This window comes from Methylomonas sp. DH-1, assembly GCF_046097555.1.
Lineage (GTDB): Bacteria > Pseudomonadota > Gammaproteobacteria > Methylococcales > Methylomonadaceae > Methylomonas > Methylomonas koyamae.
The window spans coordinates 650,426-674,520 of record NZ_CP143089.1 but is presented as its reverse complement, the minus strand read 5'-3'; the positions used below and the strand labels follow the sequence as shown (position 1 = coordinate 674,520).

Annotated in this window: 23 protein-coding genes; 9 read left to right on the top strand and 14 right to left on the bottom strand. The window is 56.6% G+C overall.

All coding sequences use genetic code 11. The features are described 5' to 3' along the window. Nucleotides 1-44: 44 nt before the first annotated feature. The 3 genes from fhcD to VXJ35_RS03170 are packed head-to-tail and all read left to right on the top strand — an operon-like array spanning nt 45 to nt 2,659. Complete coding sequence (gene fhcD, locus VXJ35_RS03180) at nt 45-941, top strand: formylmethanofuran--tetrahydromethanopterin N-formyltransferase (protein WP_064020459.1); 897 nt, start codon at nt 45-47, stop codon at nt 939-941. Beyond that, nucleotides 938-1,753 (top strand): formylmethanofuran dehydrogenase subunit C, encoded by an 816-nt coding sequence (locus VXJ35_RS03175; RefSeq protein ID WP_064020458.1) that lies wholly within the window; start codon nt 938-940, stop codon nt 1,751-1,753. The genes fhcD and VXJ35_RS03175 overlap by 4 nt, the downstream gene beginning before the upstream one ends. A 54-nt stretch (nt 1,754-1,807) precedes the next feature. Then, complete coding sequence (locus VXJ35_RS03170; RefSeq protein WP_064020457.1) at nt 1,808-2,659, top strand: radical SAM protein; 852 nt, start codon at nt 1,808-1,810, stop codon at nt 2,657-2,659. Here VXJ35_RS03170 and VXJ35_RS03165 read toward each other — a convergent pair. From VXJ35_RS03165 to VXJ35_RS03155, 3 genes are all read right to left on the bottom strand, one after another. Then, complete coding sequence (locus VXJ35_RS03165) at nt 2,656-2,910, bottom strand: hypothetical protein (RefSeq protein ID WP_064020456.1); 255 nt, start codon at nt 2,908-2,910, stop codon at nt 2,656-2,658. The genes VXJ35_RS03170 and VXJ35_RS03165 overlap by 4 nt on opposite strands. Before the next feature lie 109 nt (nt 2,911-3,019). After that, a complete protein-coding gene (locus VXJ35_RS03160) occupies nt 3,020-3,943 on the bottom strand; it encodes a hypothetical protein (RefSeq protein ID WP_064020455.1) in 924 nt (307 codons plus the stop codon). 133 nt (nt 3,944-4,076) lie between these two features. Continuing rightward, nucleotides 4,077-4,280 carry a cold-shock protein gene (locus VXJ35_RS03155; RefSeq protein ID WP_064040968.1) on the bottom strand — a complete coding sequence of 68 codons (204 nt, stop codon included), beginning with the start codon at nt 4,278-4,280 and terminating at the stop codon, nt 4,077-4,079. A gap of 274 nt (nt 4,281-4,554) precedes the next feature. Here VXJ35_RS03155 and clpB point away from each other — a divergent pair, with 274 nt between their 5' ends. Further along, nucleotides 4,555-7,128 carry an ATP-dependent chaperone ClpB gene (gene clpB, locus VXJ35_RS03150; protein WP_064020454.1) on the top strand — a complete coding sequence of 858 codons (2,574 nt, stop codon included), beginning with the start codon at nt 4,555-4,557 and terminating at the stop codon, nt 7,126-7,128. A 48-nt stretch (nt 7,129-7,176) separates the two neighbouring features. Here the strand turns inward: clpB and VXJ35_RS03145 are convergent, their stop codons facing one another. Next, nucleotides 7,177-8,193, bottom strand: a complete 1,017-nt coding sequence (locus VXJ35_RS03145; RefSeq protein ID WP_064020453.1) for a Gfo/Idh/MocA family protein — start codon at nt 8,191-8,193, stop codon at nt 7,177-7,179. Nucleotides 8,194-8,520: 327 nt separating this feature from the next. Next, complete coding sequence (rpsT, locus tag VXJ35_RS03140; RefSeq protein WP_054761300.1) at nt 8,521-8,784, bottom strand: 30S ribosomal protein S20; 264 nt, start codon at nt 8,782-8,784, stop codon at nt 8,521-8,523. Nucleotides 8,785-8,884: 100 nt separating this feature from the next. Between rpsT and murJ the strand changes: the two genes are divergently transcribed. From murJ to VXJ35_RS03120, 4 genes are all read left to right on the top strand, one after another. Continuing rightward, nucleotides 8,885-10,432, top strand: a complete 1,548-nt coding sequence (gene murJ, locus VXJ35_RS03135; RefSeq protein ID WP_197495954.1) for a murein biosynthesis integral membrane protein MurJ — start codon at nt 8,885-8,887, stop codon at nt 10,430-10,432. Between the two features lie 85 nt (nt 10,433-10,517). Beyond that, the gene (gene proC, locus VXJ35_RS03130) at nt 10,518-11,345 is read left to right on the top strand and encodes a pyrroline-5-carboxylate reductase (protein WP_064020452.1); all 828 of its coding nucleotides are present in this window, start codon (nt 10,518-10,520) and stop codon (nt 11,343-11,345) included. Continuing rightward, the gene (locus VXJ35_RS03125) at nt 11,345-11,920 is read left to right on the top strand and encodes a YggT family protein (protein WP_064020451.1); all 576 of its coding nucleotides are present in this window, start codon (nt 11,345-11,347) and stop codon (nt 11,918-11,920) included. Before proC ends, VXJ35_RS03125 begins: the two co-directional genes overlap by 1 nt. Nucleotides 11,921-11,935: 15 nt before the next feature. Then, nucleotides 11,936-12,943 carry a DUF4124 domain-containing protein gene (locus tag VXJ35_RS03120; RefSeq protein WP_231914838.1) on the top strand — a complete coding sequence of 336 codons (1,008 nt, stop codon included), beginning with the start codon at nt 11,936-11,938 and terminating at the stop codon, nt 12,941-12,943. Here VXJ35_RS03120 and argB read toward each other — a convergent pair. The 4 genes from argB to coaBC are packed head-to-tail and all read right to left on the bottom strand — an operon-like array spanning nt 12,926 to nt 17,996. Then, the gene (argB, locus tag VXJ35_RS03115; RefSeq protein WP_064020450.1) at nt 12,926-13,819 is read right to left on the bottom strand and encodes an acetylglutamate kinase; all 894 of its coding nucleotides are present in this window, start codon (nt 13,817-13,819) and stop codon (nt 12,926-12,928) included. The two genes, VXJ35_RS03120 and argB, sit on opposite strands and share 18 nt — an antisense overlap. Nucleotides 13,820-13,831: 12 nt before the next feature. Further along, nucleotides 13,832-16,336: a phosphomannomutase/phosphoglucomutase gene (locus VXJ35_RS03110; protein WP_064020449.1), complete on the bottom strand. Its 2,505-nt coding sequence runs from the start codon at nt 16,334-16,336 to the stop codon at nt 13,832-13,834. Nucleotides 16,337-16,348: 12 nt separating this feature from the next. Then, nucleotides 16,349-16,804 carry a dUTP diphosphatase gene (gene dut / locus VXJ35_RS03105; RefSeq protein WP_064020448.1) on the bottom strand — a complete coding sequence of 152 codons (456 nt, stop codon included), beginning with the start codon at nt 16,802-16,804 and terminating at the stop codon, nt 16,349-16,351. Then, nucleotides 16,776-17,996, bottom strand: coding sequence for a bifunctional phosphopantothenoylcysteine decarboxylase/phosphopantothenate--cysteine ligase CoaBC (gene coaBC / locus VXJ35_RS03100; protein WP_064020447.1), 1,221 nt, complete (start codon nt 17,994-17,996; stop codon nt 16,776-16,778). Before coaBC ends, dut begins: the two co-directional genes overlap by 29 nt. An 81-nt stretch (nt 17,997-18,077) precedes the next feature. On the opposite strand from coaBC, the gene radC reads away from it, so the two are divergent. Further along, nucleotides 18,078-18,752 (top strand): RadC family protein, encoded by a 675-nt coding sequence (gene radC, locus VXJ35_RS03095; protein WP_064020446.1) that lies wholly within the window; start codon nt 18,078-18,080, stop codon nt 18,750-18,752. A 6-nt stretch (nt 18,753-18,758) separates the two neighbouring features. Here the strand turns inward: radC and VXJ35_RS03090 are convergent, their stop codons facing one another. From VXJ35_RS03090 to VXJ35_RS03070, 5 genes are all read right to left on the bottom strand, one after another. Beyond that, complete coding sequence (locus tag VXJ35_RS03090) at nt 18,759-19,490, bottom strand: TIGR00266 family protein (RefSeq protein WP_064020445.1); 732 nt, start codon at nt 19,488-19,490, stop codon at nt 18,759-18,761. A gap of 46 nt (nt 19,491-19,536) precedes the next feature. After that, a complete protein-coding gene (locus tag VXJ35_RS03085; protein WP_064020444.1) occupies nt 19,537-21,882 on the bottom strand; it encodes a CHASE domain-containing protein in 2,346 nt (781 codons plus the stop codon). 428 nt (nt 21,883-22,310) lie between these two features. Continuing rightward, on the bottom strand, nt 22,311-23,438 hold the full coding sequence (dapE, locus tag VXJ35_RS03080) for a succinyl-diaminopimelate desuccinylase (protein ID WP_064020443.1): 1,128 nt from the start codon (nt 23,436-23,438) through the stop codon (nt 22,311-22,313). Further along, the gene (locus VXJ35_RS03075; RefSeq protein ID WP_064020442.1) at nt 23,438-23,776 is read right to left on the bottom strand and encodes an ArsC family reductase; all 339 of its coding nucleotides are present in this window, start codon (nt 23,774-23,776) and stop codon (nt 23,438-23,440) included. Before VXJ35_RS03075 ends, dapE begins: the two co-directional genes overlap by 1 nt. A 6-nt stretch (nt 23,777-23,782) precedes the next feature. Next, nucleotides 23,783-24,025, bottom strand: coding sequence for a hypothetical protein (locus VXJ35_RS03070; protein ID WP_054760097.1), 243 nt, complete (start codon nt 24,023-24,025; stop codon nt 23,783-23,785). Between the last annotated feature and the right edge of the window lie 70 nt (nt 24,026-24,095).

Here is a 24,095-nt window from a genome sequence, read left to right as displayed (position 1 = left end):
CACGGCTAATCGACATGCAGAACTCCGAACTATGAGTAACCACGATGATTATTAACGGCGTCACCATAGACAAAACCTTCGCCGAAGCCTTTCCGATGAAGGCGACGCGAGCCATCATCACCGCCCAGAACGAGAAATGGGCGATGATTTCCGCCCAGGCGATGACCGGCTTTGCCACTTCGGTGATTGCCTGCGGCTGCGAGGCCGGCATCGAGCGGGTATTGAGCCCAGACGAAACCCCGGACGGACGGCCTGGCGTCTCCATCATGATCTATGCGATGGGCGGCAAAGGTTTGGCCAAGCAATTGGAAACCCGGGCCGGCCAGTGCGTTTTGACTTCACCGACATCCGCTCTGTTCGCCGGCATCGAAGGCGGCAAGCCGATTCCGTTGGGCAAAAATCTGCGGTTTTTCGGCGACGGCTTCCAAATCGCCAAGAAAATCGGCGGCAAGCGCTATTGGCGGGTGCCGGTGATGGACGGCGAATTCCTGACCGAAGCCACCACCGGCATGGTCGACGCGGTCGGCGGCGGCAATTTCCTGGTGCTGGCCGAATCGCAACCGCAAGCTTTGGCGGCCTGCGAAGCGGCAATCGAAGCGATGAAACAAATCCCCAACGTGATCATGCCCTTCCCCGGCGGCGTGGTGCGTTCCGGTTCCAAGGTCGGTTCCAAATACAAAGCTTTGAGCGCCTCGACCAACGACGCCTTCTGCCCGACCTTGAAAGGCATAACCAGGACCGATTTGTCGCCGGAGATCGAATCGGTGATGGAAATCGTCATCGACGGTTTAACCAAAGAAGACATCGACAAGGCGATGCGAGTAGGTATCCAGGCCGTCTGCGATCTGGGTGCAGCCAACGGCATCAAGCGCATCAGCGCCGGTAACTACGGCGGCAAACTCGGCCCGTTCCACTTTCACTTGCAGGAGATCATGGCATGACCTCGTTGACGTTTACTTTGATCGAAACGCCGCCGTCACAGCGCATCGACATGTCGCCGCTGGTCTGCCAAAAACTGGCCGGCCTGAGTCTGGACCAGATTGCAGGAATCGAACTGCAATGCGGCAAACAAAAGCTTCGCGTCGATCAACTGTTCCATATTACCGGTAGCAATGCCGACGACATCAGCATCGTCGGCAGCACAGGCAAGCTGGATTTGATCGGCAAGGAACTGGCGAGCGGCAACATCAGCGTACAGGGCGAAGCCGGCGCGTATTTGGGCATGCAGATGAAAGGCGGCACCATCAACGTCATTGGCGATGTCGGCCTGTATGCCGGCTGCGAAATGAAGAACGGCCTGATTCAAATCGAAGGCGATGCCGGAGATTTTCTCGGCGGAGCACTGCCCGGCAATAAGCAAGGCATGAAAGGCGGTACGATCCTGGTCAAAGGCAACGTCGGCCAACGCGCCGGCGACCATATGCGCCGCGGCCAGATCCTGGTGGAAGGCAATGCCGGCGATTATTGCGGCTCCCGCATGGTGGCCGGCACCATTGCCGTGATGGGCCAAGTCGGCCGTTATGCCGGCTATGCAATGCGGCGCGGTACATTATTGCTGTGGAACCAACCGCAATTGCCTGCCACGTTCAACGATTGCGGATCGCATACGCTGGCATTTCTGCCGATGCTGTTCGCGTCGTTTAAATCGCTAAACTCCCGCTTCGCCGACAAAGCTATTGCCTTCAACCGGGTGCGGCGCTTCGGCGGCGACATGGCTGAAGCCGGGCGCGGGGAAGTATTGGTCAAACTTTAAGCCGCCACAGACAGCCGATCGGCTTTCCGGCCGGTTGGCTGTTCGCTGCCTTGCATGCCCATATCGCTCAGCACTAGCGACCACGACCGGAACAGCGCCGGTCTGCGTTACGTTTATCCGGTCATCTCCCGCCGCTCCGGCGGCCTGTCGATTGGGATTAATTTCAATCCCAACAACGCCTGCAATTGGCATTGCGTATATTGCCAAGTCCCCGACCTGCAGCGCGGTAATGCGCCGGAGATGGACTTCGCATTGCTGGCGCAAGAACTGCGAGCCTTCCTGACCCAAGTCTTAAACGGCGACTTTTATCAGCGCTTCAATATCCCGGAACCGCAGCGCGTTATCAAGGACATTGCCATCTCCGGTAACGGCGAGCCCACCAGTTTGAAAAATTTCGACCGAGCCGTCGAACTGATCGGTGACATCGCCAGTCAAGCCGGCGTATTTCCCGCAAGCCGTTACGTGCTGATCAGCAACGGCAGCCTGATTCATCAATCCGCAGTCCAACAAGGACTGAGAACATTGGCGCGTTACAACGGAGAGCTGTGGTTCAAGCTGGATAGCGCGACCGAATCCGGCCGCAAGTTGATCAACCATACCAGCCAAAGCCAACAAAAACTGCTGGAACACCTCAAGGTCGCAGCCGAGCTTTGCCGAACCAAGTTACAGACCTGCGTTTTCAGCTATCGATTTGCTTGGTCGGATCAGGAAAAACAAGCTTATTTGGCTTTGCTAAAACAATTGCGGGAGATGGGAATAAACATCGAACAGGTCATGCTCTACAGTCTGGCACGGCCTTCTTTACAAGCGGAAGCAGCGGAATTGGCCAAAGCATCCGCAGCTACCATCGATGCTTTGGCTGCCGACGCCAGAGCCTTGGGCTATGACGTCAGCGTCAGTTATTAAGCACGGATATCTAAAATCGAACCCAGCATTTTCTCGTGGGCCTGGATGATTTTGACGCCGGCCGAAGTTTCTAGCTCGGCTTCTTTCAAACTCAACACCGGCTTGAACATCTCCGCTGAGCCTACATCTTTGGAACCACCGACCTCCTGCTCCTGAACCGGCAAACTGGCGATAGTCTGCGCGGCGCTGCTGGCTTTTTGCTGAGCTTGCGTGATCAGGCTGGTGGCACTGTTCAGAGCGTTGGTAATCATGGTACACCTCCTGCAAAATAGGTTTGCTATCATACCGCTTAGCGTATCGGCCCGCAGCCCAAAACTTTAATGTTTGTCAGCATTTTGCAGACACAATCACACTCGTTAACTATTTGTCTTTTTTAAAGATTTTTGCACAAAGGCTTTGCAGATAAGGTGCCAGTTTGCTTTGGCAGACGCCGCATGCGGACAAGCCTATCCGCTTAGCCCACGCCGCTATTTTGCGGTAAGCATCGATACCGCCTAACTCTTCGAATTTGGTTTCGACGATGGTACTCCACTGCGGCCGAGGCTGCCCCTGCCCATCCAGAAACACTTTGTCGAATAGCCACATTTCAGCCACCGACACCGTCCACATAAACGCAAACGATACCGCCATGCCGCCACCGGCCAACACCACCAGCCACGCGAATATCGGATGCAACTTGGTCAGCCACCAGGACAAAATATCCACTAGCAGGAACACGTACGGCATGCCGATAGCGATCGATTTGTATTTGACGGTGCTGGTTTCGGCAAAGCTGAAAATCAAGCCAACAAACATGAAAATAAAGCTGATGCCGAACAAATGGATGTGGGACACCCGAGTCAACGAGCCGAAGGTTGCACCTTCATCCTCTTTGGTGAGCTCTTTCAGCACCTTAAAATCGTTGAAATCGGGCAGCGAAGACTCCTTGTTATGGCACATCACGCAGCGGTCCTGAATGATTTTGGCGACGCCGGACTCTTCGTAATCGTCCTCGTCGGCGCCATCGCGCACCCATTGCATGATCAGAAAACGCTCCTGTTCCGAGGCGTTTTCCTTCATCGAACCGTTCAGTTTGGTCTCCAAGACCGTACCGGAACGGTTACCGTAGTAACTGTATACGATGTCGTCTATCGACAGGCCGAATTTGCCGTCGGCCATCCCATGGGTAAACAAGATTTGAATCAACGCCACCAGATACCCGACAGCCACCGTCGTCAAATAACCGGTGAACAGCACTTTAACCGGGATATCCAATTGTTTTAACGATGAAAATTCGCGAGCCATACATTAATCCCAGTTTGGAAAGGAGTTTGCATTATAGCTTGCTTGGTGCGCGGTCCCTAGCGAAACGGCCTGGTTTCGCGCATAAAAAAGGCTCTTGAAAATCAAGAGCCTTTGTTTCCGTAACCGTGAACGCTTATCTGGGCAGGACGTTTGTGGCAGTTAAGCCTTTAGGGCCGGATTCGATCTCGAACTGGACCGATTGGCCAGGCGACAAGGTTTTAAAACCTTCTCCCAAAATCACGGAATGATGCACGAACACATCTTCTTTTCCTTCGGAAGGCTCGATAAATCCAAAACCTTTGGTGTTGTTAAACCACTTTACAGTGCCTGTTGCCATCTTAAAACTCCTACAAAATAAAACTATTGGTTACGCAGACCGACATTGTGGACAACCGTTGCTGCCTGAAGCAGTGGCGATAAGCCGTGAACATCTGTTATCTGAGCGCGGGCATTGTACTTTGAATCAATTGTCTAAGCTACCGGCGATATTCGGCATTACCTTGAAGATTTAACGGAAATTTTGCCCGGTACTTGCCTCCGCGCTTGAAAACGGATTCGGGCCGCCCCATTTCGGTCGCAACTCAACTTATTTTCCTAACGAGGTACGCTGCATGCGAATGGATAAATTAACCAGTAAATTTCAACAGGCTCTCGGCGACGCACAAAGCCTGGCGCTCGGCAAAGACCACCAGTTCATCGAGCCGTTGCATGTCATGCAAGCCTTGATCGACCAAGAGGGCGGCAGCATCAAACCGTTGTTGCAACAGGTCGGCGTTCAGGTCAATACCTTGCGCAACGATCTGTTGAAAGAGATCGACCGTTTGGCCAGCGTTTCCGGCGCCGGCGGCGATGTGCAAATTTCCAACGAACTGTCGCGAATGCTGAATCTGACCGACAAGCTGGCGCAAAAGCGCAAAGACGCCTACATCTCCAGCGAACTGTTTCTGTTAGCGGCACTGGAAACCAGCGGAACCTTGCAAAACCTGCTGAAAAAAGCCGGCGTCACGGCATCGGCGGTCGAAAAAGCCATCGAAAACATGCGCGGCGGTCAGAACGTCAACGACGCCAACGCCGAAGACCAACGTCAGGCCTTGAAAAAATACACGATCAATCTGACCGAGCGCGCCGAACAAGGCAAGCTGGATCCGGTGATCGGCCGCGACGACGAAATCCGCCGCACGATACAAGTCTTGCAACGCCGCACCAAAAACAATCCGGTATTGATCGGCGAGCCCGGCGTCGGTAAAACTGCGATCGTCGAAGGCTTGGCGCAACGCATCGTCAACGGTGAAGTGCCGGAAGGCATCAAAGGCAAGCAATTGCTGTCTTTGGATATGGCAGCGTTGATTGCCGGCGCCAAGTTCAGAGGCGAATTTGAAGAACGCTTGAAAGCGGTGCTGAACGACATCGCCAAATTGGAAGGTCAGGTCATCCTGTTCATCGACGAGTTGCATACCATGGTCGGCGCCGGCAAAGCCGAAGGCGCGATGGACGCCGGCAACATGCTGAAGCCGGCCTTAGCGCGCGGCGAATTGCATTGCGTCGGCGCGACGACATTGGACGAGTACCGCCAGTACATCGAAAAAGATGCCGCGTTGGAACGCCGCTTTCAAAAAGTCTTGGTCGACGAACCTAGCGTCGAAGACACCATCGCTATTTTGCGCGGCTTGAAGGAACGTTACGAAATCCACCACAGCGTCGACATTACCGACCCGGCCATCGTCGCTGCTGCCATGCTGTCGCACCGTTACATTTCCGACCGTCAATTGCCGGACAAGGCCATAGATTTGATCGACGAGGCCGCCAGCCGCATCCGCATGGAAATGGACTCCAAACCGGAAGCGATGGATAAACTCGACCGCCGCCTGATCCAGCTCAAAATAGAACGCGAGGCAATGAAAAACGAAAGCGACGCAGCGTCTAAAAAGCGCCTGGAAACGTTGCAGGAGGAAATCGCCGAACTGGAAAAAGAATATTCGGATCTGGATGAAATCTGGAAAGCCGAGAAAGCCGCATTGCAAGGCACCGCGACGATCAAGGAGCGCCTGGAACATGCGCGTTTGGAACTCGATGCCGCTCGCCGCAGCCAGGATTACACCCGGATGTCCGAGCTGCAATACGGCGAAATTCCGAAGCTGGAGAAGGAGCTGGACTTAGCATCGCAAGCCGAGATGCAGGAAGCCAAATTATTGCGCAGCAAAGTCACGGATGAAGAAATCGCCGAAGTCGTTTCCAAATGGACCGGCATCCCGGTGTCGAAAATGATGGAAGGCGAACGCGAAAAACTGTTGCGGATGGAAGAAGAACTGGGCAAACGGGTGATCGGCCAAACCGAAGCCTTGAAAGCGGTCAGCAACGCCATCCGCCGCTCGCGGGCCGGCTTGTCGGACCCAAACCGGCCGAACGGCTCGTTCCTGTTTTTAGGTCCGACCGGCGTCGGTAAAACCGAGTTATGCAAGGCTCTGGCCGAATTCATGTTCGACACCGAAGAAGCCATGGTCCGCATCGATATGTCGGAATTCATGGAGAAACATTCAGTCGCGCGTTTGATCGGCGCACCTCCCGGCTATGTCGGTTACGAAGAAGGCGGCTATCTGACCGAAGCGGTACGCCGTAAACCCTATTCGGTGATTTTGCTGGACGAAATCGAAAAGGCTCACAACGATGTGTTCAACGTACTGCTGCAAGTTTTGGACGATGGCCGCTTGACCGACGGCCAAGGCCGCACGGTGGATTTTAAAAACACGGTGGTGGTGATGACGTCGAACCTGGGCTCCAGTGTGATCCAGGAATTGGCTGGCGAAGACAACTATGTCGAGATGAAGGATGCGGTAATGGAAATTGTCGGCCAGCATTTCCGCCCGGAATTCATCAACCGGGTTGACGAAGCCGTGGTATTCCATCCGCTGGGTCAAAGCCAGATTCGGGCGATCTGCAAAATCCAAATCGAATTGTTGCGCCGGCGTCTGCAAGAAAAGGACATCGGCCTGGCCGTCAGCGAACAGGCCTTGGATTTACTGGGCGAAGCCGGTTTCGATCCGGTTTACGGCGCGCGCCCATTGAAGCGGGCGATACAACGCCAATTGGAAAATCCGCTAGCCAACGAGATTCTGGCCGGCCGCTTCCTACCCGGCGACACGATCCATATCGACGTTGCCAACGACGGCCTCACCTTCCGCAAATAACCCCGCCAAGCCGGTCCAGCCCCAAGTCTGGACCGGCAATCCGTTCGGCTAAATTTTTACCACCCGCCCTTCTGCCGCCGATTGCAACGCGGCAACGATGGTCCGGCAGTTATCGCGGGCATCGTCGAACGACAATTGCGGTTGCTTGCCGTTGAGCACGCAATCGCTGAAATGCTCGATTTCCAAGCGGAAATGGTTGGCCGCCGGCATCCGCTCTTCGGCGAAGCGGCCGTCCTCGGTCCACCAGGAAATAATCGGAATATCGCCCGGCAATTGCCAGACCACGTGGCACTTGATACCGCCTTGGGTGCCGATGATTTCGTATTCGCAACGCCGCGCCCGCTCGAAACTGAAATCGAAATGGCCGAATTTGCCGTCGCCGAAATCCAGTATCCCGCTGGTAGTGATGTCGGCCCCACTCTCGACGTACTTGGATAACGCGGTGGCCGTGCGCGGCGCCTGCTGAAAAAACATCCGCAACGAATGGATCGCATAACAGCCAATATCCCACATCGCACCGCCGCCGCGCGATACGTCCTCCGCCAGACGATACATCCGCGCCGGCCGCATCATGAACGAATAACTGGCGCGCACCGAGCGCACCTCGCCGATTAAGCCGGAACGAATCAATTCCAACACTCGGGCGTGCTGGGGATGGAAACGGTACATGAAACCTTCCATTACGGTGACCCGGTAGCGGCGGGCAGCGGTTTCGATGGCATCGATGTCGGCTACGGTCAATGCCATCGGTTTCTCGCACAGTACGTGTTTGCGGTGCTCGATGGCGCGCAGAGTCCATTCCGCGTGCTCATGGTTGGCCATCGGCAAATAAATGGCTTGCACGTCTTCGTCGTTGAGCAGACTGTCCAGGTTATCGTAACTCTGGACGTTGGAATGGCAGGGTGCATATTGCGCCAGGGTTTGCGCCGCAGCTCCCGGCCGCCGGCTGGCGATTCCGACCAATTCAGAATTTTTAGCTTCGACAATAGCCGGCAGCAGGCGCTCGTTGATACGCGCCGCCCCGAGTATTCCCCAGCGAAGCTTGGCTTGATCTTGGTTATTCATGGCGATTACCTTTTACTGATATTCTTAAGCAGTAACAGATTAGCAGCTTGTTTACCGGGCGCAATCGCCGCCGGCAAAAAGTCTGCCGCGACAGTTGCAAACTGCCGTTGTGTTTGCAACTGCGGCAAGACCGAACCGATCTTGACCGCACCATCGCGGCAGAAACTGTCTCCTAGCGGAGACTGGAGAATGAGTGCTCGAAAACACCGGCGCCGAACGAACACAACGACTAAAACCGCGTGCGCCAACTCAAAAAGCACCAGGCACAAAAAAGGCCCGGATGGAAACCATCCGGGCCTTTCGCAATCGATCGGCAGTGGACCGAAATTAAGCCATCGCGCGCAATCTGTTATTCAGTCTGCTTTTGCTGCGTGCTGCTTTGTTTTTGTGGATCAAACCTTTATTAACGGCTGAATCGATAACGGGGACTGCCACTTTGAACGCGGCTTGCGCTTGCTCTTTATCGCCTGCTCTAACAGCGGCGATCACTTTTTTGATGAAAGTGCGTAAGTTGCTGCGCTGTCCGGCATTGCGAATACGGCTTTTCTCTGCCTGACGCGCTCTTTTTCTAGCTTGTGGTGAATTAGCCATAGTCTATCAATTTGTTTCAGTGAATTTGGAACCGCCTATTATCTTTTTGAATGCTATGATTGTCAAATTTTTAGCGCTGCCTAAATAGCCGGGAACATTAGTGAGTAAACAGCTTTTCAAATCGACGGCCATCGTTGGCGGTATGACACTGATTTCGCGCTTGATGGGCTTTGCCAGAGACATGCTGTTCGCCAATATTTTCGGCGTCAATGCAGCAACCGACGCCTTCTTCGTCGCATTCCGCATTCCCAACTTTTTGCGCCGCTTATTTGCCGAAGGCGCTTTCGCCCAAGCCTTCGTCCCTTTGTTGGCCGATTATAACCAAAAAGGCAGCCGGGAAGCTTTACGCCTGTTCATCGGCCGCAGTTCCGGCACCTTGGCGGTATTATTGGTTTTGGTCGCACTGGCCGGAGTCGTCGCGGCCCCCTTATTAATCCTGTTGTTTGCACCGGGATTTTTGTGGGAAGGCAACCAATACACGCTGGCAGTGCAAATGCTGCGCATCACCTTCCCTTACCTGTTTTTCGTCACGCTGGTCGCTTTTGCCGGCGCGATATTGAACGCCCAGGGCCGATTTGCGGTTCCGGCTTTGACTCCGGTGGTACTCAACATCGCAATGATCGCGGCCGCGGTCTGGCTGGCACCGCTGATGGACGAACCGATTGTAGCGCTGGCCTGGGGCGTATTTGCGGCCGGGGCGATACAGTTGGCGTGTCAAATTCCGCCGCTATTACGCCTGAACCTGCTACCGCGGCCACGCTGGGCCTACCGCGACCCGGACGTCAAACGCATGCTGGCTCGAATGCCTTCGGCGATTTTCGGCGTCTCGGTAGTGCAGGTCAACCTGCTGTTCGGCACATTGGTCGCCTCGTTTCTGGCCCCGGGCAGCGTTTCCTGGCTTTACTACTCGGACCGGCTGGTCGAATTTCCGCTGGGGATTCTCGGCATTGCCGTCGCCACCGTTATTTTGCCGCATCTGTCGGCACACCATGCCACGTCGGATCAACTCGGATTTTCCAAGGCGCTGGATTGGGGCTTGAAACTGACGCTGCTAATCGGCCTGCCGGCCACTTTGGGCCTGGCCTTACTGGCCGAACCGTTACTGTCCACACTGTTCCAATATAACGAATTCGGCAGCGGCGACGTCAAGATGGCCGGCCGCAGTCTGATGGCGTATTCGCTCGGATTATTGGCTTTTATGCTGATTAAAGTGCTCGCTCCCGGCTTTACTTCTCGCCACGACACCCAGACCCCGGCAAGATTCGGCGGATATTCGATGATTGCCAACGTAGCCTTCAATTTGATCCTGGTCTGGCCTTTGGCTCACGCCGGCGTGGCATTGGCGACCACATTATCCGCCTACCTCAACGCCATCCTGTTGTTACGCAACCTGGTCGCAACACGCATTTACCGGCCTTGCGCCGATTGGTATGGTTATATTGGACGGATTGTGGCGGCAAACGCAGCCATGTCGGCATTTTTGTACTATTTTGTCGATGCCGGCTTATGGCTGAATTGGAATGCCGCTCAACGCGGCCTGAATTTGGCGACGACCATCGGCTTGGCGATAATCGTTTACGGTAGCTCGCTGCTGGTATTGGGATTACGCCCGAGGCATATCGGATTGCGGGAATCGGCCGCGGCTTGAGATTTGATGCGCCGCCACCATTGTCATGTAGAATGCGCTGCCAACAGCGGTTTCCATCACGATTCAATTTATTTTTCAGTACGCTATGAACACAAAAACAATCGGCTTTATCGGCGGCGGCAACATGGCAACCAGCTTGATGCGCGGCCTGATAGCCAGCGGCCACTCGCCCCAGCAAATTTGGGTATCCGACACCGTTCCCGAAACCTTGCAAGCCCACGCCGATCAACTGCACGTCAACATTGCCGCCGATAACGCAAACATCGTCAACGAAGCCGACGTAGTGGTGCTGGCAGTCAAACCGCAAACCTTGCGTGACGTCTGCCTGCAAATCGCACCGCAACTGAAGCAGAAAAACGTGCTCGTGGTGTCGATCGCCGCCGGCATCAGCCAACAAAGCCTGGCGTTATGGCTAGGCGCAAACACCGCTATCGTCCGCTGCATGCCCAACACTCCGGCCCTGGTGCAAACCGGTGCCACAGCATTGCACGCCAATCCGCAAGTCAACGACGAACAGAAAGACCTGGCGGAGAACATTCTGCGCGCAGTCGGCCTGACATTATGGTTCGGCGACGAAGCCCAACTCGACGCAGTTACGGCAGTATCCGGCAGCGGCCCGGCTTATTTTTTCCTGCTGATGGAAGCAATGGAGCGCGCCGCCCTGGAGTTGGGGCTGGACGAACATTCGGCACGGTTATTGATTCAACAAACGGCGCTGGGCGCAGCGAAGATCGCCCTGGAATCCGCCGAGTCTCCGGCACAACTCAGGGCGCGGGTAACATCGCCGGGCGGCACGACGCAACAAGCCGTCGAAACCTTCCTGCAACACGGCTTCGTAGATTTGGTAGCTAAGGCGCTGCATGCCGCCAGGGATCGCTCGATTGAAATGTCTAAACAACTCGGAGCCGACTGATGGGCAGTAACTATATGACCGATCCCTTGGTATTTTTGATCGACACGCTGTTCTCACTGTATATCCTGGCGGTTGCCTTGCGCTTTCTGCTGCAATGGACCCAAGCCGATTTTTACAATCCGATTTCGCAGTTTCTAGTCAAAATCACCCATCCGCCGCTACGGATCATGCGCCGCTTTATCCCGGCAATCGGCCGCATCGACAGCTCCTCGCTGGTTCTGGCGTTGGCGCTGCAAATGGTCGCCAATTTTTCGATTCTGGCGCTCAAAGGCCTGTCGGTCGGTGTGGTTGCGCTGCTGCTGCTGTCGTTTACCGATCTGATAAAAATGCTGCTGGACATCTTCGTCTATGCGATTTTCGCCGCCGCGATCCTGAGCTGGTTCGCTCCCGGCAATTACGGCAGCGCCTCTTCTATCCTGTATAGCTTGACCGAACCGCTGTTGAACGTCTGCCGCAGAGTATTGCCCGACCTGGGCGGGATCGACTTGTCGCCGCTGGCTGCACTGGTTTTGTTGCAACTGGCGAAAATGATGGTGTTGCCACCGCTGCATCAGTTAGCCACGGTTTTGGGCTAGCCGGACAGCCGCGACATGGGCATACCGAACAACACCGCCAAACGCAGGCTGCTCGCGCTGGTTCTGGCCTTGCCGATGCTGGCCGCGGGTCCGGCTTTTGCCAAAAAAATGTACCGCTGGGTCGACGACAACGGTAACGTGTATTTTTCCGACCAAGTGCCGCCCGATCAAGTCCAGCACAAACGGGAGACCTTGAACGAAAAGGCCAGAGTCACCAACGTCGTGGAAAAAGCCAAAACCGCCGAACAAATCGCCCAGCAGAAGCGGCTGGACGAACTGCGCAAGGAACAGGAAAAGATCATCGCCAAGCAAGCGGCCAACGATAAAGTGTTGCTGAGTACGTTCCGCAACATCGAAGATTTGCAGAAAGCGATCGCCAACAAAACAGCAGCGCTCGACGCCGCACGCAAGGTTATCGAGGGCAATATCGACTTGCTAGAATCCCAGCTTCGGCAACAGCAGCAGCAAGCGGCCAACCTGGAGCGAAGCGGCAGCAAATTGCCCGATAAATTACTCAACGATATCGCCGCCAGCAAACAGCAAATCGAGTTCGCCAAACAAGACCTGCAACGCCACCAATTGGAACGGCAGAACAGCGAAAAAGAATTCAAAGCCGATATCGCCCGCTTTCAGTTTTTGACGCAAACCCAGCGAACCGGAAAAACCGACAAATCCTCGTTAGCCGCCAGCAACGCCAGCAACGAACTGGGCCTGTTCGTCTGCGAGGATGCCGTTCAATGCGAAAAAGCCTGGAAAATCGCCGGCGAGTTCGTAGCCAGCAACTCCACTACCGGCCAAGACGTGGAAAGCGAAAAGCTGATCATGCGCGCCGCGCCGCAGACCGACACCGACTTGAGCCTATCGGCGTCGCTGCTGGAAAACAACAACGTCCGCCAGATCTTTCTCGACATTCGCTGCCGCCAATCCAGCCTCGGCACCGAACTATGCGCCAGCGCCAAGGCTCAAGCCATTCGCGAAGCATTCGCCCCGTATATCCAATCCCAGTTAGCGGCGCAGCAGTAAGGTACCTACGCCTTGGTCGGTAAACAGTTCCAGCAGCACGGCATGGTCGACCCGGCCGTCGATGATGTGCACGCTGGTCACCCCGCCTTTCAAGGCGTCGGTCGCGCAGCGCGTCTTCGGAATCATGCCGCCCGATATCGTGCCGTCGGCGATTAAATTATCGATATCCGTCAAGGTCAATCCGGTCAACAGATTGCCTTCCTTATCCAAAATGCCCGGCGTATTGGTCAGCAGCATCAGCTTTTCGGCTTTCAACACCTCGGCGACCTTACCCGCCACCAAATCGGCGTTGATGTTATAAGAATGGCCGTCCTTGCCGACGCCGATAGGCGCAATCACCGGAATGAAATCGCTGTTGCCCAGCATTTCCACCACCGCCGGATCGATGCTGCTGACCTCGCCGACGTGGCCTAAATCGATGATTTCCGGCGCGTCGTCCAGCGACGCCCCCGCTTTAGTGATGTTGATTTTGCGGGCGTGGATGAAATTGCCGTCCTTACCGGTCAACCCCACCGCCTTGCCGCCGTGAACGTTGATCAAATTAACGATCTCCTTGTTGACCAAACCGCCCAATACCATTTCGACCACATCCATGGTTTCGCTGTCGGTGACGCGCATGCCATCGACGAACTCGGAGGTCTTGCCCAATCGTCCCAACAAGTTACCAATCTGCGGGCCGCCGCCGTGCACTACGATAGGATTGATCCCCACCAATTTCATCAACACAATATCGCGGGCGAAGCTGTGCTTCAACGCATCGTCGACCATGGCGTTGCCGCCGAACTTGATCACGACCGTCCTGCCCTTGAATTTCTGAATATACGGCAAGGCTTCGATGAGAACGTGGGCAATCTGGTGTGCGGTTTTTTCTTTCATTGTCTCGCTAAATTAAAATGGCAAATTAAGTTCGGGATTGACTTGCAACAGCAATTGCCTGAAGCGGGCCTGGATCCGCTGCATGGCGTCCTGGCTATCCGCTTCGAAACGGACGGTCAGCACCGGCGTGGTATTGGAAGCCCGTACCAAACCCCAGCCGTCGGCAAATTCGACGCGCATGCCGTCGATATTATTGATCTTGCCGTCTTTAAACTCGGCCAGCGCGGACAAGCGCTCCATGAAACCGGGACCCTCCCCTTCCGCAAGCGCAACGTGCAGTTCCGGCGTATTGATACTGTCCGGCAGATCGGCAAACACGTCGCCGCTGCCGCGCATATCGTTGGACAGAATTTCGATCAACCGGGCGCCGGCATACAGCGCATCGTCGAAGCCGAACCAGCGGTCGTTGAAAAAGATATGCCCGCTCATTTCGCCGGCCAGCGCCGCCGAGGTTTCTTTCACCTTGGCCTTCATCAGCGAATGCCCGCTTTTCCACATTAACGGCCGGCCGCCGCGCTTGACGATCTGGTCGTGCAAGTGCCGCGAACACTTAACGTCGTAAATAATCTCCGAGCCGGGTTTATGGGTCAGCACGTCGCGGGCGAATAACATCATTTGCCGGTCCGGCCAGATGATTTTGCCGGTAGAGTCCACGACGCCCAGACGGTCGCCGTCGCCGTCGAAAGCCAGGCCGATATCGGCGGCGTAATGCTTGACGGCCGAAACCAAATCGGCCAGGTTTTCCGGTTGGCTCGGATCGGGGTGGTGGTTGGGGAAGTTACCGTCGATCTCGCAAAACAGCTCGACCACTTCGCAGCCCAGGGTTTTCAACAACATCGGCGCCAAACGCCCCGCCGCGCCGTTGCCGCAATCGACCACGACTTTCATCGGCCGCACCAAATGCAAATCTTCGGTGATCATGCCGATATATTCGTTGCTGAACAGGCTGTTGCGCTGAATCGAGCCCGGTTCGGCCTGGCTGTAATCACCGGATTCCAGACGCTTTTTCAACTGCTGCAATTTTTCGCCGGCCAGCGTCTCGCCGTTCAACACCAGCTTGAGGCCGTTGTACTCTTTCGGGTTGTGGCTACCGGTAACCATTATGCCGCTCCGCCCTTCGCTGTGGTGGGCTACAAAATACAGCAGCGGCGTGGGCACCAGCCCGATATCCAATACGTCACAACCGCCGGCAGTCAGGCCCTGGGCCAACGCATCGGCCAATTCTGGGCTGGACAGCCGGCCGTCGCGCCCCAACACTACGATCTTGACCTGCTGTTGCCGCGCTTCGTTTGCGAACACCACGCCGATCGCCCGTACCGTTTCCGGCGTCAAGTCGCGCCCGACCACGCCGCGAATATCGTAGGCTTTAAAAATATCGATGGTCCTGGCCGCGGGTTTGGCCGGAGCTGCGGCCGGCGCCGGCTCCGCCGCCGGCAAATTGACCGGCGCCGAAGCCAACGCCACCGGAACGCTGGCGTACTGGGCCGGCGCCGCTGCAGCCTGGGAAGGTTCGACGAAATCCATATCGAACGACTCTTCGAAAAAATCGAAATCTTCGTCGACTTCGACCGCTTTCTCGGGCTGCTTCTCGTGTTCCAGGATGCGTTTGAATTGGGCCAGCGTCGAGACGATGGGACGCATTTCGTCCAATTGCACCGGATAATGTCCGGCGCTTTTGCCGGTCATCATATCCTTGGCCGCTTTCAAGATACTGCTCTGGTCGTGCCGCAAGTAATCGGCCAATTTTCGGTAACCGATAAAAAACGCCAGGCTTACCAACAGCGCCGGAATCAGAATGATGCATAAAAACAGCACGACGTCGGCCAGTTCGGTAGCCTCGCCTATCCACAAATCCAGTTGCCAGCGGCTATTGATCAACGGCATGGATTGTGGATCGTCGAGTTTGGCCGCCGGATTGCCGGCGCTGGCCAACACGGCGGTCTCTTGCCGGACTTCGACGAAACCGCCGTTAAAATTGGTCTTACCTATTAACAGTTGCAACGCATCGGGCTTCAAACTGACCAAAATGACGCCGATCGGCTGCTGATTTTTGCTGACCAGGCTGGTGATTGCCAAGTGGCGGTGTTCGCCCTCGCCTTGCACCGACGGCTTTTGAATGGCGGCAAGCGTCGCCCTAACCATTTCCAAATCGGCGAACCCCATATTCGGCACCTGGGCCAAATCGGGCTCGCTGACGTTGGCCGGCAACAAACGCACTTTCAGCGCATTCGGAATCACCTGTTGCAACCTTGCCGCCACGGCGTTGCGCACTGCGGCATCCTGATTCTCCGAAGCCAATGCGGCGACCACGTCCGGCGCTTGCGCCAAACCGTCTACCACGTGCTGTAGCGTGTCGATTTGGCTAGCCAAACTGACGGCCATGCCGTTCGCCACGGCCGTAACGCTGGCTTGCTGGGTGTCGGCGACTTTAGCCGCCGAAAACCAATACGCGCCACCGCCGGCCAATAAGACCATAAAAACGGCAACGCCGGCGATGATGCTGAAAATACGCCCCATGGACTGCCTCGATTAATGCCGGCCGCTGTGGCCAAAGCCGCCGCTGCCGCGATGGCTGGCATCGAATTCGGTCACGCATTCGAAATCCACTTGCGCGACCGGCACGAACACCATTTGGGCGATACGTTCGCCCACTTCGACGGTAAACGGCTCGGCCCCGCGATTCCAGCAGGACACGAACACTTGTCCCTGGTAATCCGAATCGATCAAGCCGACCAGATTACCCAACACGATGCCGTGCTTATGACCCAAGCCGGAGCGCGGCAACAACACCGCAGCCAAATGCGGATCGTCGATATGGATCGCTAGACCGGTCGGAATCAGCGCGGTCTCGCCGGGTTGTAGCGTTATCGCCTGCTCCAGACAGGCGCGCAAATCCAATCCGGCCGAACCCGGCGTGGCGTAAGCCGGCAATGCGATCTGTTCGCCCAAACGCGGATCAAGGATTTTTAGTTGAATTTTTCTCATGCATTTTCTCGGCAATCAATTGCAACAACTGCACGGCCAGACTGGTTTTGTCGGCCATCTCCAGCGCCTTGCGGCCGTCCCGCCAAAACACCTGCAAGGCGTTACGCTCGGAATCGAAGCCGCCTTCGGCCCGGCCCACCCAGTTAGCGGCAATCATGTCCAGATTTTTACTGCGCAGCTTGCCCAGCGCGTAGTTCTCCAGATCTTCGGTTTCGGCAGCAAAACCCACTACCCAGGGCTTGGGTTGCAGCGCGGCAACATCGGCGACGATGTCCGGATTCTTTTCCAACTGAATCACATCGGCGCCGGTTTCGGCTTTTTTCAGTTTATGCGCGGCGATCTGCTTGGCCCGGTAGTCTGCAACCGCCGCGGCACCGATATAAACGTCGGCATTGCGGCAAGCTTTCAGTACGGCGTCGTGCATCTGCAATGCGGTTTCGACCTCGACCAATTCGGCACCGGCCGGCGCCGGCAACTGTACCGGGCCGCTGACTAAAGTCACATCGGCACCGGCGGCGACCGCGGCACGAGCCAGCGCGTAGCCCATCTTGCCGGAACTGCGGTTACTGATAAACCGCACCGGATCCAGCGGCTCTCGGGTCGGGCCGGCGCTGACCACCAGTTTCAAGCCGGCAAGATAGTTGCCTGCGGAATCGGCCAATACGCTTTGGACGATTTCGGCCGGTTCGACCATGCGCCCAAACCCCTGCTCGCCACAAGCCTGCTCGCCGGCGGCCGGCCCGATGGTCACCACACCGTGTTGCTGCAAACGGGCGATATTGTCCTGGGTTACCGGTTTGGCCCACATCGCCTGATTCATGGCCGGCGCGACGTAAACCGGGCATTCGGCGGCCAAATACACCGTCGACAACAAATCGTCGGCCAATCCGTGCGCCATTTTCGCCAGCATGTCGGCGGTCGCCGGTGCGATGAGTAGCAGGTCGGCCCAGCGCGCCAGATGAATATGGCTCATCGCCTGCTCCTGGTCCGGATCGAGCAATTCGCTGTGGACACTGTGTCCGCTCAGGGCCTGGAAAGTCAGCGGCGCCACGAACCGGGCGGCGGCGGCGGTCATCACCACCCGTACCTCGCAGCCTTGCTTGCGCAACAAGCGCAGCAATTCCGCCGCTTTGTAAGCTGCGATACCGCCGCAAACCCCCAGTAAAATTCGCTTGTTAATAACACGCCCCAAAATGGCTAATTGGGGAATTATGGCAAAGTCGGTTGGATTCTTCTATGCTTAAAACCGTTTCTTAACGGCCGGAACGAGTTGATGAGCATTAAAAATTGGCCAGCCGACGAACGTCCCCGCGAAAAATTGTTGCAGCGTGGCGCCGGCGCATTGACCGACGCTGAATTGTTGGCGATCTTCCTGCGGACCGGTACTGCCGGAAAGTCGGCTGTGGACATGGCGCGGGAACTGCTGAGCGAATACGGCTCGCTACGCGCGTTGCTCGGCGCCGACCGAGAACGGTTTTGCCTAAGCCACGGCCTGGGCGACGCCAAATATGCGCAACTACAAGCGGTACTGGAAATGGCTCGCCGCCATTTCGCCGAAATTCTGCAACGCGGCAATGCGCTGACCAGCCCCGATATCACCCGCGCCTATCTGAGCGCGCAACTGCGCGGCCACAGCTACGAAATCTTCGCCTGCCTGTTTCTCGACAACCAGCACCGGGTGATTCAATGGGAGGAACTGTTTCGCGGCACGATAGACGGCGCCAGCGTCTACCCGCGCGAGGTTGCCAAGCGAGCGTTGTTCCACCATGCCGCAGCGGTGATTTTCGCCCATAACCACCCGTCCGGCATTAACGAACCCAGTCAAGCCGACCGGCAAATTACCGACAAACTGAAACAAGCGTTGGGCTTGTTCGATATCCGGGTATTGGACCACTTTATCGTCGGCGACGGCCCGCCATTCTCGTTTGCCGAACACGGCCTGCTGTAACCGGCTTTATTGGCTATCCTGGCCCAGCGGCCGATACTGGCTTAACACCCGCTCCGCCAGCCGCGAAAACGGCATGCTTTGAATCCAAACCGACCCGGTGCCTTTCAACGTCGCCAGAAACAGACCCTCGCCGCCGAACAGCATGCTTTTCAGTCCGCCGCTCAGGGCAATGTTGTAATCGATGTCGCCGCTGAACGCGACCAGACAACCGGTATCCAGGCGCAGGGTCTCGTTACGCAGCTCCTTGCGCACCACCGTGCCGCCGGCATGGATAAAGGCCATTCCGTCGCCGCGCAGGCGCTGCAGGATAAAGCCTTCGCCGCCGAAGAATCCGCTGCCCAGCCGTTTGTTAACGGCAATGTCGACCTGAGTGCCGAACGCCGCCGCCAAAAATGCCGATTTCTGGCAGATCACTTCCTGTCCCAACTCCGCCATATTCAACGCGATGATGGTGCCGGGAAACGGCGCCGCAAAGGCGACTTGCCGTTTTTGGCTGCCGCGGTTGCTGAAATGGGTCAGAAACACCGATTCGCCGGTCAACAAACGCTTGCCGATACCGAACAGCTTATCCATCACGCCGCCGGAACCGTCGCCCATCTTGGTTTCGAACTCGATATCCTGCTCCAGATAAGTCATCGCGCCGGCTTCGGCGACCACGGTTTCGTTCGGATCCAGTTCGATTTCGACCATCTGGATGTCGTGGCCAACGATCCGGTAATCAACTTCGTGACAATTCATATTTCCTCCGCAAAAACTCAAAATAGGTTGGAACGCTGCCGTCGGACTAAACCGATTCGCGGCTGCAGTCGGGCTGGTAAAACTCGAAACGGTCGCGGCCGCGCTGCTTGGCCACATACATCGCCTCGTCGGCGTGGCGCAGCAAATAATCGGGATTGCTCGGATCGAACGGATACAAGGTTACGCCGCTACTAATGCCGATTTCGACCTGGCGTCCGCCAATGCGGTAAGTCCGGGCGACGTTCTGGTGAATCCGCTCCAGCGCCTGTACGCATTGCTGCTTCGATTCCACGCCGCACATCAATACCGCAAACTCGTCGCCGCCCAAACGGCAGACGGTATCGTCCTCGCGCAAACCGGCCCGCAAGCGCGCAGCCACTTCCACCAGCAACTGGTCGCCGGCATCGTGGCCCAGATTATCGTTAATTTGCTTGAAACCGTCCAAATCCATATAGACCACACCCAGCATCGAATTGTCGCGCTTGCAGCGCGCCATGGCCTGCTGAAAGCGGTCGCTGAACAAGGTCCGATTCGGCAAATGCGTCAGCGGATCGTGGTGCGCCATCTCTTCCAATGCCTGTTGATGCAGTTTCGACTGGGTGATATCGGAGAACAAGCCGACGTAATTCACGATCTCCCCTTTCGGATTACGCATCGCCGAGATGGTCAGCAATTCCACGTATAACTCGCCGTTTTTTTTGCGGTTCCATATTTCGCCCTGCCAACAACCTTCGGTCTGCAACAGTTGCCACAGGTTTTTATAGAATTCGGCGCCGTGTTTACCGGATTTCAGGAAATTGTGGTTGCGGCCGATCACCTCGTCGCGCGGATAACCGGTAATCGCGCAAAAGGTCGGATTGGCGTCGATGATAGTCCCGTCGGCATCGGTGATCGTGATCCCCTCGTGAGCCTCGGCAAACACCCGCGCCGCCAACTGTAAATTGTCCTCGGCGCGTTTGCGTTCGGTGATATTGGTCAAAATACAGTGAATAACGGCGCCCCCGGTTTTACGGCTTTGCAGGCGGCCGTCGAGAATGACCGTGATGGTGCCGCCGGACCGTCTGCGCAATGCCAGTTCGCACTCCAACACGCCGTAATGGTTCAGCATTTGCAGTTTCAACCCGAAATCCGGTGCGTTATCGGCGTCCTCGGCCAGCAAATCGAACAAATTTTTGCCTATCAATTCGTCGTGCGGATAATCGAGCAACGCACATAACTGCGGATTGACGTCCAGCAGACAGCCGTTCCGGTCCAGCGCCGCGTAAGCGACCGGCGAGTTTTCGAACAAACTGCGGAAGCGGCGTTCGCTCTGCTTCAAGGATTCGGTCAAGTGCGCCGCAATCAGACTGCTGCGCCGCGCCTTGATATACGCCGCGCTGAAAAAAACCGGCAAGAAACTGATAAACGCCGCCGCCAGAAACTCCGGCCAGGGCGGCTCCAACTTGTTGGTCCGGCGAAATCCGTCCAGCTCGGTAAAACGCAAGGTCCAATGCCTTCCGCCCAGCTCCAGGCGCCGGTTCGAGCTGATGCGGTCGCCGCCGGCGATCGGCTGCTGGAAATCCAATGTGTCGTTGCTGTCGTATAACAAGCCGTCGCCATCGAGCCGGTCGGCGTCGAAAATTTCCAGCCTCAACGCCGACAACTGTTTACCGAGAATGGCGCCGAGCAAATCGTTCATCCGGTACGGGATATACACCCAACCTTGCAAAGCGGCGCGGCGTTGCTCCACCGTTTGTGGCACGCGGCCGTGGCGGTAGACCGGGAAGTAAGCCAGCATGCCGGCTTGTGCGTCGGCTTTGGCTTCCTGTACCAAGATCACCTTACCGGAATAGGCCAGTTCGCCGCTGTCGCGGGCCCGTTCCATCGCCTCCCGCCGCACCGGCTCGGAGAACATATCGAAGCCGAAGGCCCGCAAATTACGCCCTGAGAAAGGTTCGAGAAAGACGATACTGCTGTAATTGGCGCGCGGCGTGTCCGGCGATAGCCCATACTCCGGAAAACCCTGAGCCCGAATTTGGGCGATGTGTGCCGGCAATTGGTCGGCCGGAATCCATTGCGCATAACCGACGCCTTGCACGCCGGGATGGTTTTGGTCCAGCTCCAGCATTTCCACGAATTCGCGCCAGTCGTTACGAGTCACTTCGTCGCTGGCGGCAAACACCCCTGCCGCGCTACGCAAGGTTAACGCATGCAATGCCATGCGTTCGCTGATGTTCGAAGCGATTCGCTCCACCTCGAACTCGAAATATTCGTGTAACCGTTGCCGGTGGTTCCGGTCCAGCGCTTGCCAGGCGAAAAATAAAAACCCCGCCGCCACCGACAGCACCAGCAACACCGGTAAATAGTGCCGGTAACGCGCTAACGACGGCGCCCCGACTGAGCTGAACTCCATGGCGTCCCCCAAGCCGTATCGGCTGCTTTCAGGGCGGTTTCAAGATTTGCTTCGCCGTTAGCAGCGCGGCGCGCGCCTGTGGTATCGACGCAGGCCGCCGACGCCGAAACATCGGCAAAGCGTTTCGCGGTATCGAAGCGGTGTCCGGCATTGGCGCGATGCCAATTGATTTCCGGAAAATATCCAGGATTTAAGAGTACATGATTTTTGGCGCATGACCAGGGTAGATTCGGCCTCGCCGGCGCTCTAAAGCGGAGCGGGCTTAACCGGCGGAATCGGTCCATGCGATTGGATAGAGATAAGTCCGCTGCTCAGACCTGTGATTTGCGGAACTTTGGCAGACGGCAGATAAGGGCCTTTCCGCGCCGCCGGCCCCCTCAGAGCGGGTGACGGCTCAGCTTCAGGCGATTGACAAGACCGGCAACGGTTTAGGCCAGCAAGTTGACCAGTATCTGCTGGTAAATCCGGCTCAGCGTTTCCAAATCGTCCAGCCCGATATGTTCGTTGACTTTATGAATGCTGGCATTCAACGGCCCTAGTTCGATGACCTGGGCACCGGTCGGGGCAACGAAGCGGCCGTCGGAGGTGCCGCCGCCGGTATCGTCCTGGGTCTGAAAGCCACACACCGTTTCGATCGCGGCGTGAGTGGCGTCGACCAATTCGCCGCGCGCCGTCAAAAACGGATTGCCCGACAGCCGCCATTGCAAGTCGTATTTGAATCCGTATTTGTCCAAGATGGCCTGAGTCCGGGCCTTGATCGTGGCTTCGTCGAGTTCGGTGCAGAAACGCAGATTGAACTGCACCTCGGCTTGGCCGGGAATGATGTTTTCGGCACCGGTACCGGCATTGATATTCGACACCTGCAGCCGGGTAGGTGGAAAGAACCGGTTGCCGTGATCCCAGACTTCTTCGGTCAAATCCTTCAAAGCCGGCGCGAAAGTATGGATCGGGTTTTCCGCCAACTCCGGATAAGCCACATGGCCTTGAATACCGAATACGGTCAGTTTGGCGCACAGCGATCCGCGGCGGCCGACGCGGATCACGTCGCCGACGGTTTTATCGCTGGAAGGCTCGCCGACCAAGCACCAATCGATCTTTTCGTTGCGGCCTTCCAATACTTCAACCACTTTGACGACGCCGTGAGTCGCCGCGCCCTCTTCGTCGCTGGTCATCATCACCGCGATCGAACCTTTATGCTGCGGATACTGGGCGATAAAGCGCTCCACCGCAGTCACGAATGCGGCGATACCGCCTTTCATGTCGGCCGCACCGCGGCCGTAGAGTTTGCCGTCGCGCAACGTCGGCTCGAACGGCGGCGAATCCCAGGCCGCCAGCGGTCCGGTCGGCACCACGTCGGTATGGCCCAAAAATACGAATAGCGGCGGTTCGCTGCCGCGGCGCAGCCACAGGTTTTGGGTATCGGCGAAGTTCAGGCGTTCGTCGTTGAAGCCGAGTTTGCCGAGGCGTTCGGCCAGCAAATCCTGGCAGCCGGCGTCGTTGGGAGTGACCGATTCGCGCCGAATCAGCTCTTCCAGCAAGGAAAGCGTTTCTGTCATTATGCGCTGGGGTATTGCTCGGGATTGAAACCGACCAGCAGTTGCCGGCCGTCGTCCAGGATCGGGCGTTTAATCAAAGTCGGTACGGCCAGCATCAACTGCACGGCTTTGTCGGGAGTCAAGTCGCGTTTTTGCTCGTCGCCGAGTTGGCGCCAACTGGTGCTGCGCTGGTTCAAAACGGCATCCACTCCAAGCGCATCGACGAACTTTTGCAGCAAAGCCGGCTCCAGCCCGTCGGCGCGGAAATCGTGAAAACGGTATTCGATATGGCGCGAATCCAGCAAAGCTCTGGCTTTTTTCACCGTATCGCAATTCTTGATGCCGTATAACACCTTCATTGCCGCTTATGCCTCGCCGGCCAATAATTCGTCCAAGCTAGGCAGGCTCTTATCGGCCAGGGCACGGGCCTTGTAGACGTCGACGAATTCCATGAACGCTTGTTCGAGATCGTCCAGCACTTCTTCCTCGTCGGCCACCTCGTCTTCCGGAATCTCGTCGGATTCCAAATAGTCTTTCTGGATCGCGATTTCGCCGTTCAGGGACAGCAGCGCAAGGATCAGGGCATTATTCGAAATATTTTCTGGCATGGTGTGCTCGCAGGTTGAAATGGAAGAACAGAATTGAGCAGGAGGCTGCTGGGATTGGACCGTATCAAAA

What these genes read in the sequence shown, in the direction of transcription:
- VXJ35_RS03165 (WP_064020456.1), bottom strand. Translation starts at nt 2,910, where the DNA reads ATGATTACCAACGCTCTGAACAGTGCCACCAGCCTGATCACGCAAGCT.
- dapE (WP_064020443.1), bottom strand. Translation starts at nt 23,438, where the DNA reads ATGACAGAAACGCTTTCCTTGCTGGAAGAGCTGATTCGGCGCGAATCG.
- VXJ35_RS03110 (WP_064020449.1), bottom strand. Translation starts at nt 16,336, where the DNA reads ATGGGGCGTATTTTCAGCATCATCGCCGGCGTTGCCGTTTTTATGGTC.
- radC (WP_064020446.1), top strand. Translation starts at nt 18,078, where the DNA reads ATGAGCATTAAAAATTGGCCAGCCGACGAACGTCCCCGCGAAAAATTG.
- proC (WP_064020452.1), top strand. Translation starts at nt 10,518, where the DNA reads ATGAACACAAAAACAATCGGCTTTATCGGCGGCGGCAACATGGCAACC.
- argB (WP_064020450.1), bottom strand. Translation starts at nt 13,819, where the DNA reads ATGAAAGAAAAAACCGCACACCAGATTGCCCACGTTCTCATCGAAGCC.
- rpsT (WP_054761300.1), bottom strand. Translation starts at nt 8,784, where the DNA reads ATGGCTAATTCACCACAAGCTAGAAAAAGAGCGCGTCAGGCAGAGAAA.
- VXJ35_RS03075 (WP_064020442.1), bottom strand. Translation starts at nt 23,776, where the DNA reads ATGAAGGTGTTATACGGCATCAAGAATTGCGATACGGTGAAAAAAGCC.
- VXJ35_RS03155 (WP_064040968.1), bottom strand. Translation starts at nt 4,280, where the DNA reads ATGGCAACAGGCACTGTAAAGTGGTTTAACAACACCAAAGGTTTTGGA.
- VXJ35_RS03125 (WP_064020451.1), top strand. Translation starts at nt 11,345, where the DNA reads ATGGGCAGTAACTATATGACCGATCCCTTGGTATTTTTGATCGACACG.
- VXJ35_RS03160 (WP_064020455.1), bottom strand. Translation starts at nt 3,943, where the DNA reads ATGGCTCGCGAATTTTCATCGTTAAAACAATTGGATATCCCGGTTAAA.
- VXJ35_RS03120 (WP_231914838.1), top strand. Translation starts at nt 11,936, where the DNA reads ATGGGCATACCGAACAACACCGCCAAACGCAGGCTGCTCGCGCTGGTT.
- fhcD (WP_064020459.1), top strand. Translation starts at nt 45, where the DNA reads ATGATTATTAACGGCGTCACCATAGACAAAACCTTCGCCGAAGCCTTT.
- VXJ35_RS03145 (WP_064020453.1), bottom strand. Translation starts at nt 8,193, where the DNA reads ATGAATAACCAAGATCAAGCCAAGCTTCGCTGGGGAATACTCGGGGCG.
- dut (WP_064020448.1), bottom strand. Translation starts at nt 16,804, where the DNA reads ATGAGAAAAATTCAACTAAAAATCCTTGATCCGCGTTTGGGCGAACAG.
- VXJ35_RS03175 (WP_064020458.1), top strand. Translation starts at nt 938, where the DNA reads ATGACCTCGTTGACGTTTACTTTGATCGAAACGCCGCCGTCACAGCGC.
- clpB (WP_064020454.1), top strand. Translation starts at nt 4,555, where the DNA reads ATGCGAATGGATAAATTAACCAGTAAATTTCAACAGGCTCTCGGCGAC.
- VXJ35_RS03085 (WP_064020444.1), bottom strand. Translation starts at nt 21,882, where the DNA reads ATGGAGTTCAGCTCAGTCGGGGCGCCGTCGTTAGCGCGTTACCGGCAC.
- VXJ35_RS03170 (WP_064020457.1), top strand. Translation starts at nt 1,808, where the DNA reads ATGCCCATATCGCTCAGCACTAGCGACCACGACCGGAACAGCGCCGGT.
- VXJ35_RS03070 (WP_054760097.1), bottom strand. Translation starts at nt 24,025, where the DNA reads ATGCCAGAAAATATTTCGAATAATGCCCTGATCCTTGCGCTGCTGTCC.
- VXJ35_RS03090 (WP_064020445.1), bottom strand. Translation starts at nt 19,490, where the DNA reads ATGAATTGTCACGAAGTTGATTACCGGATCGTTGGCCACGACATCCAG.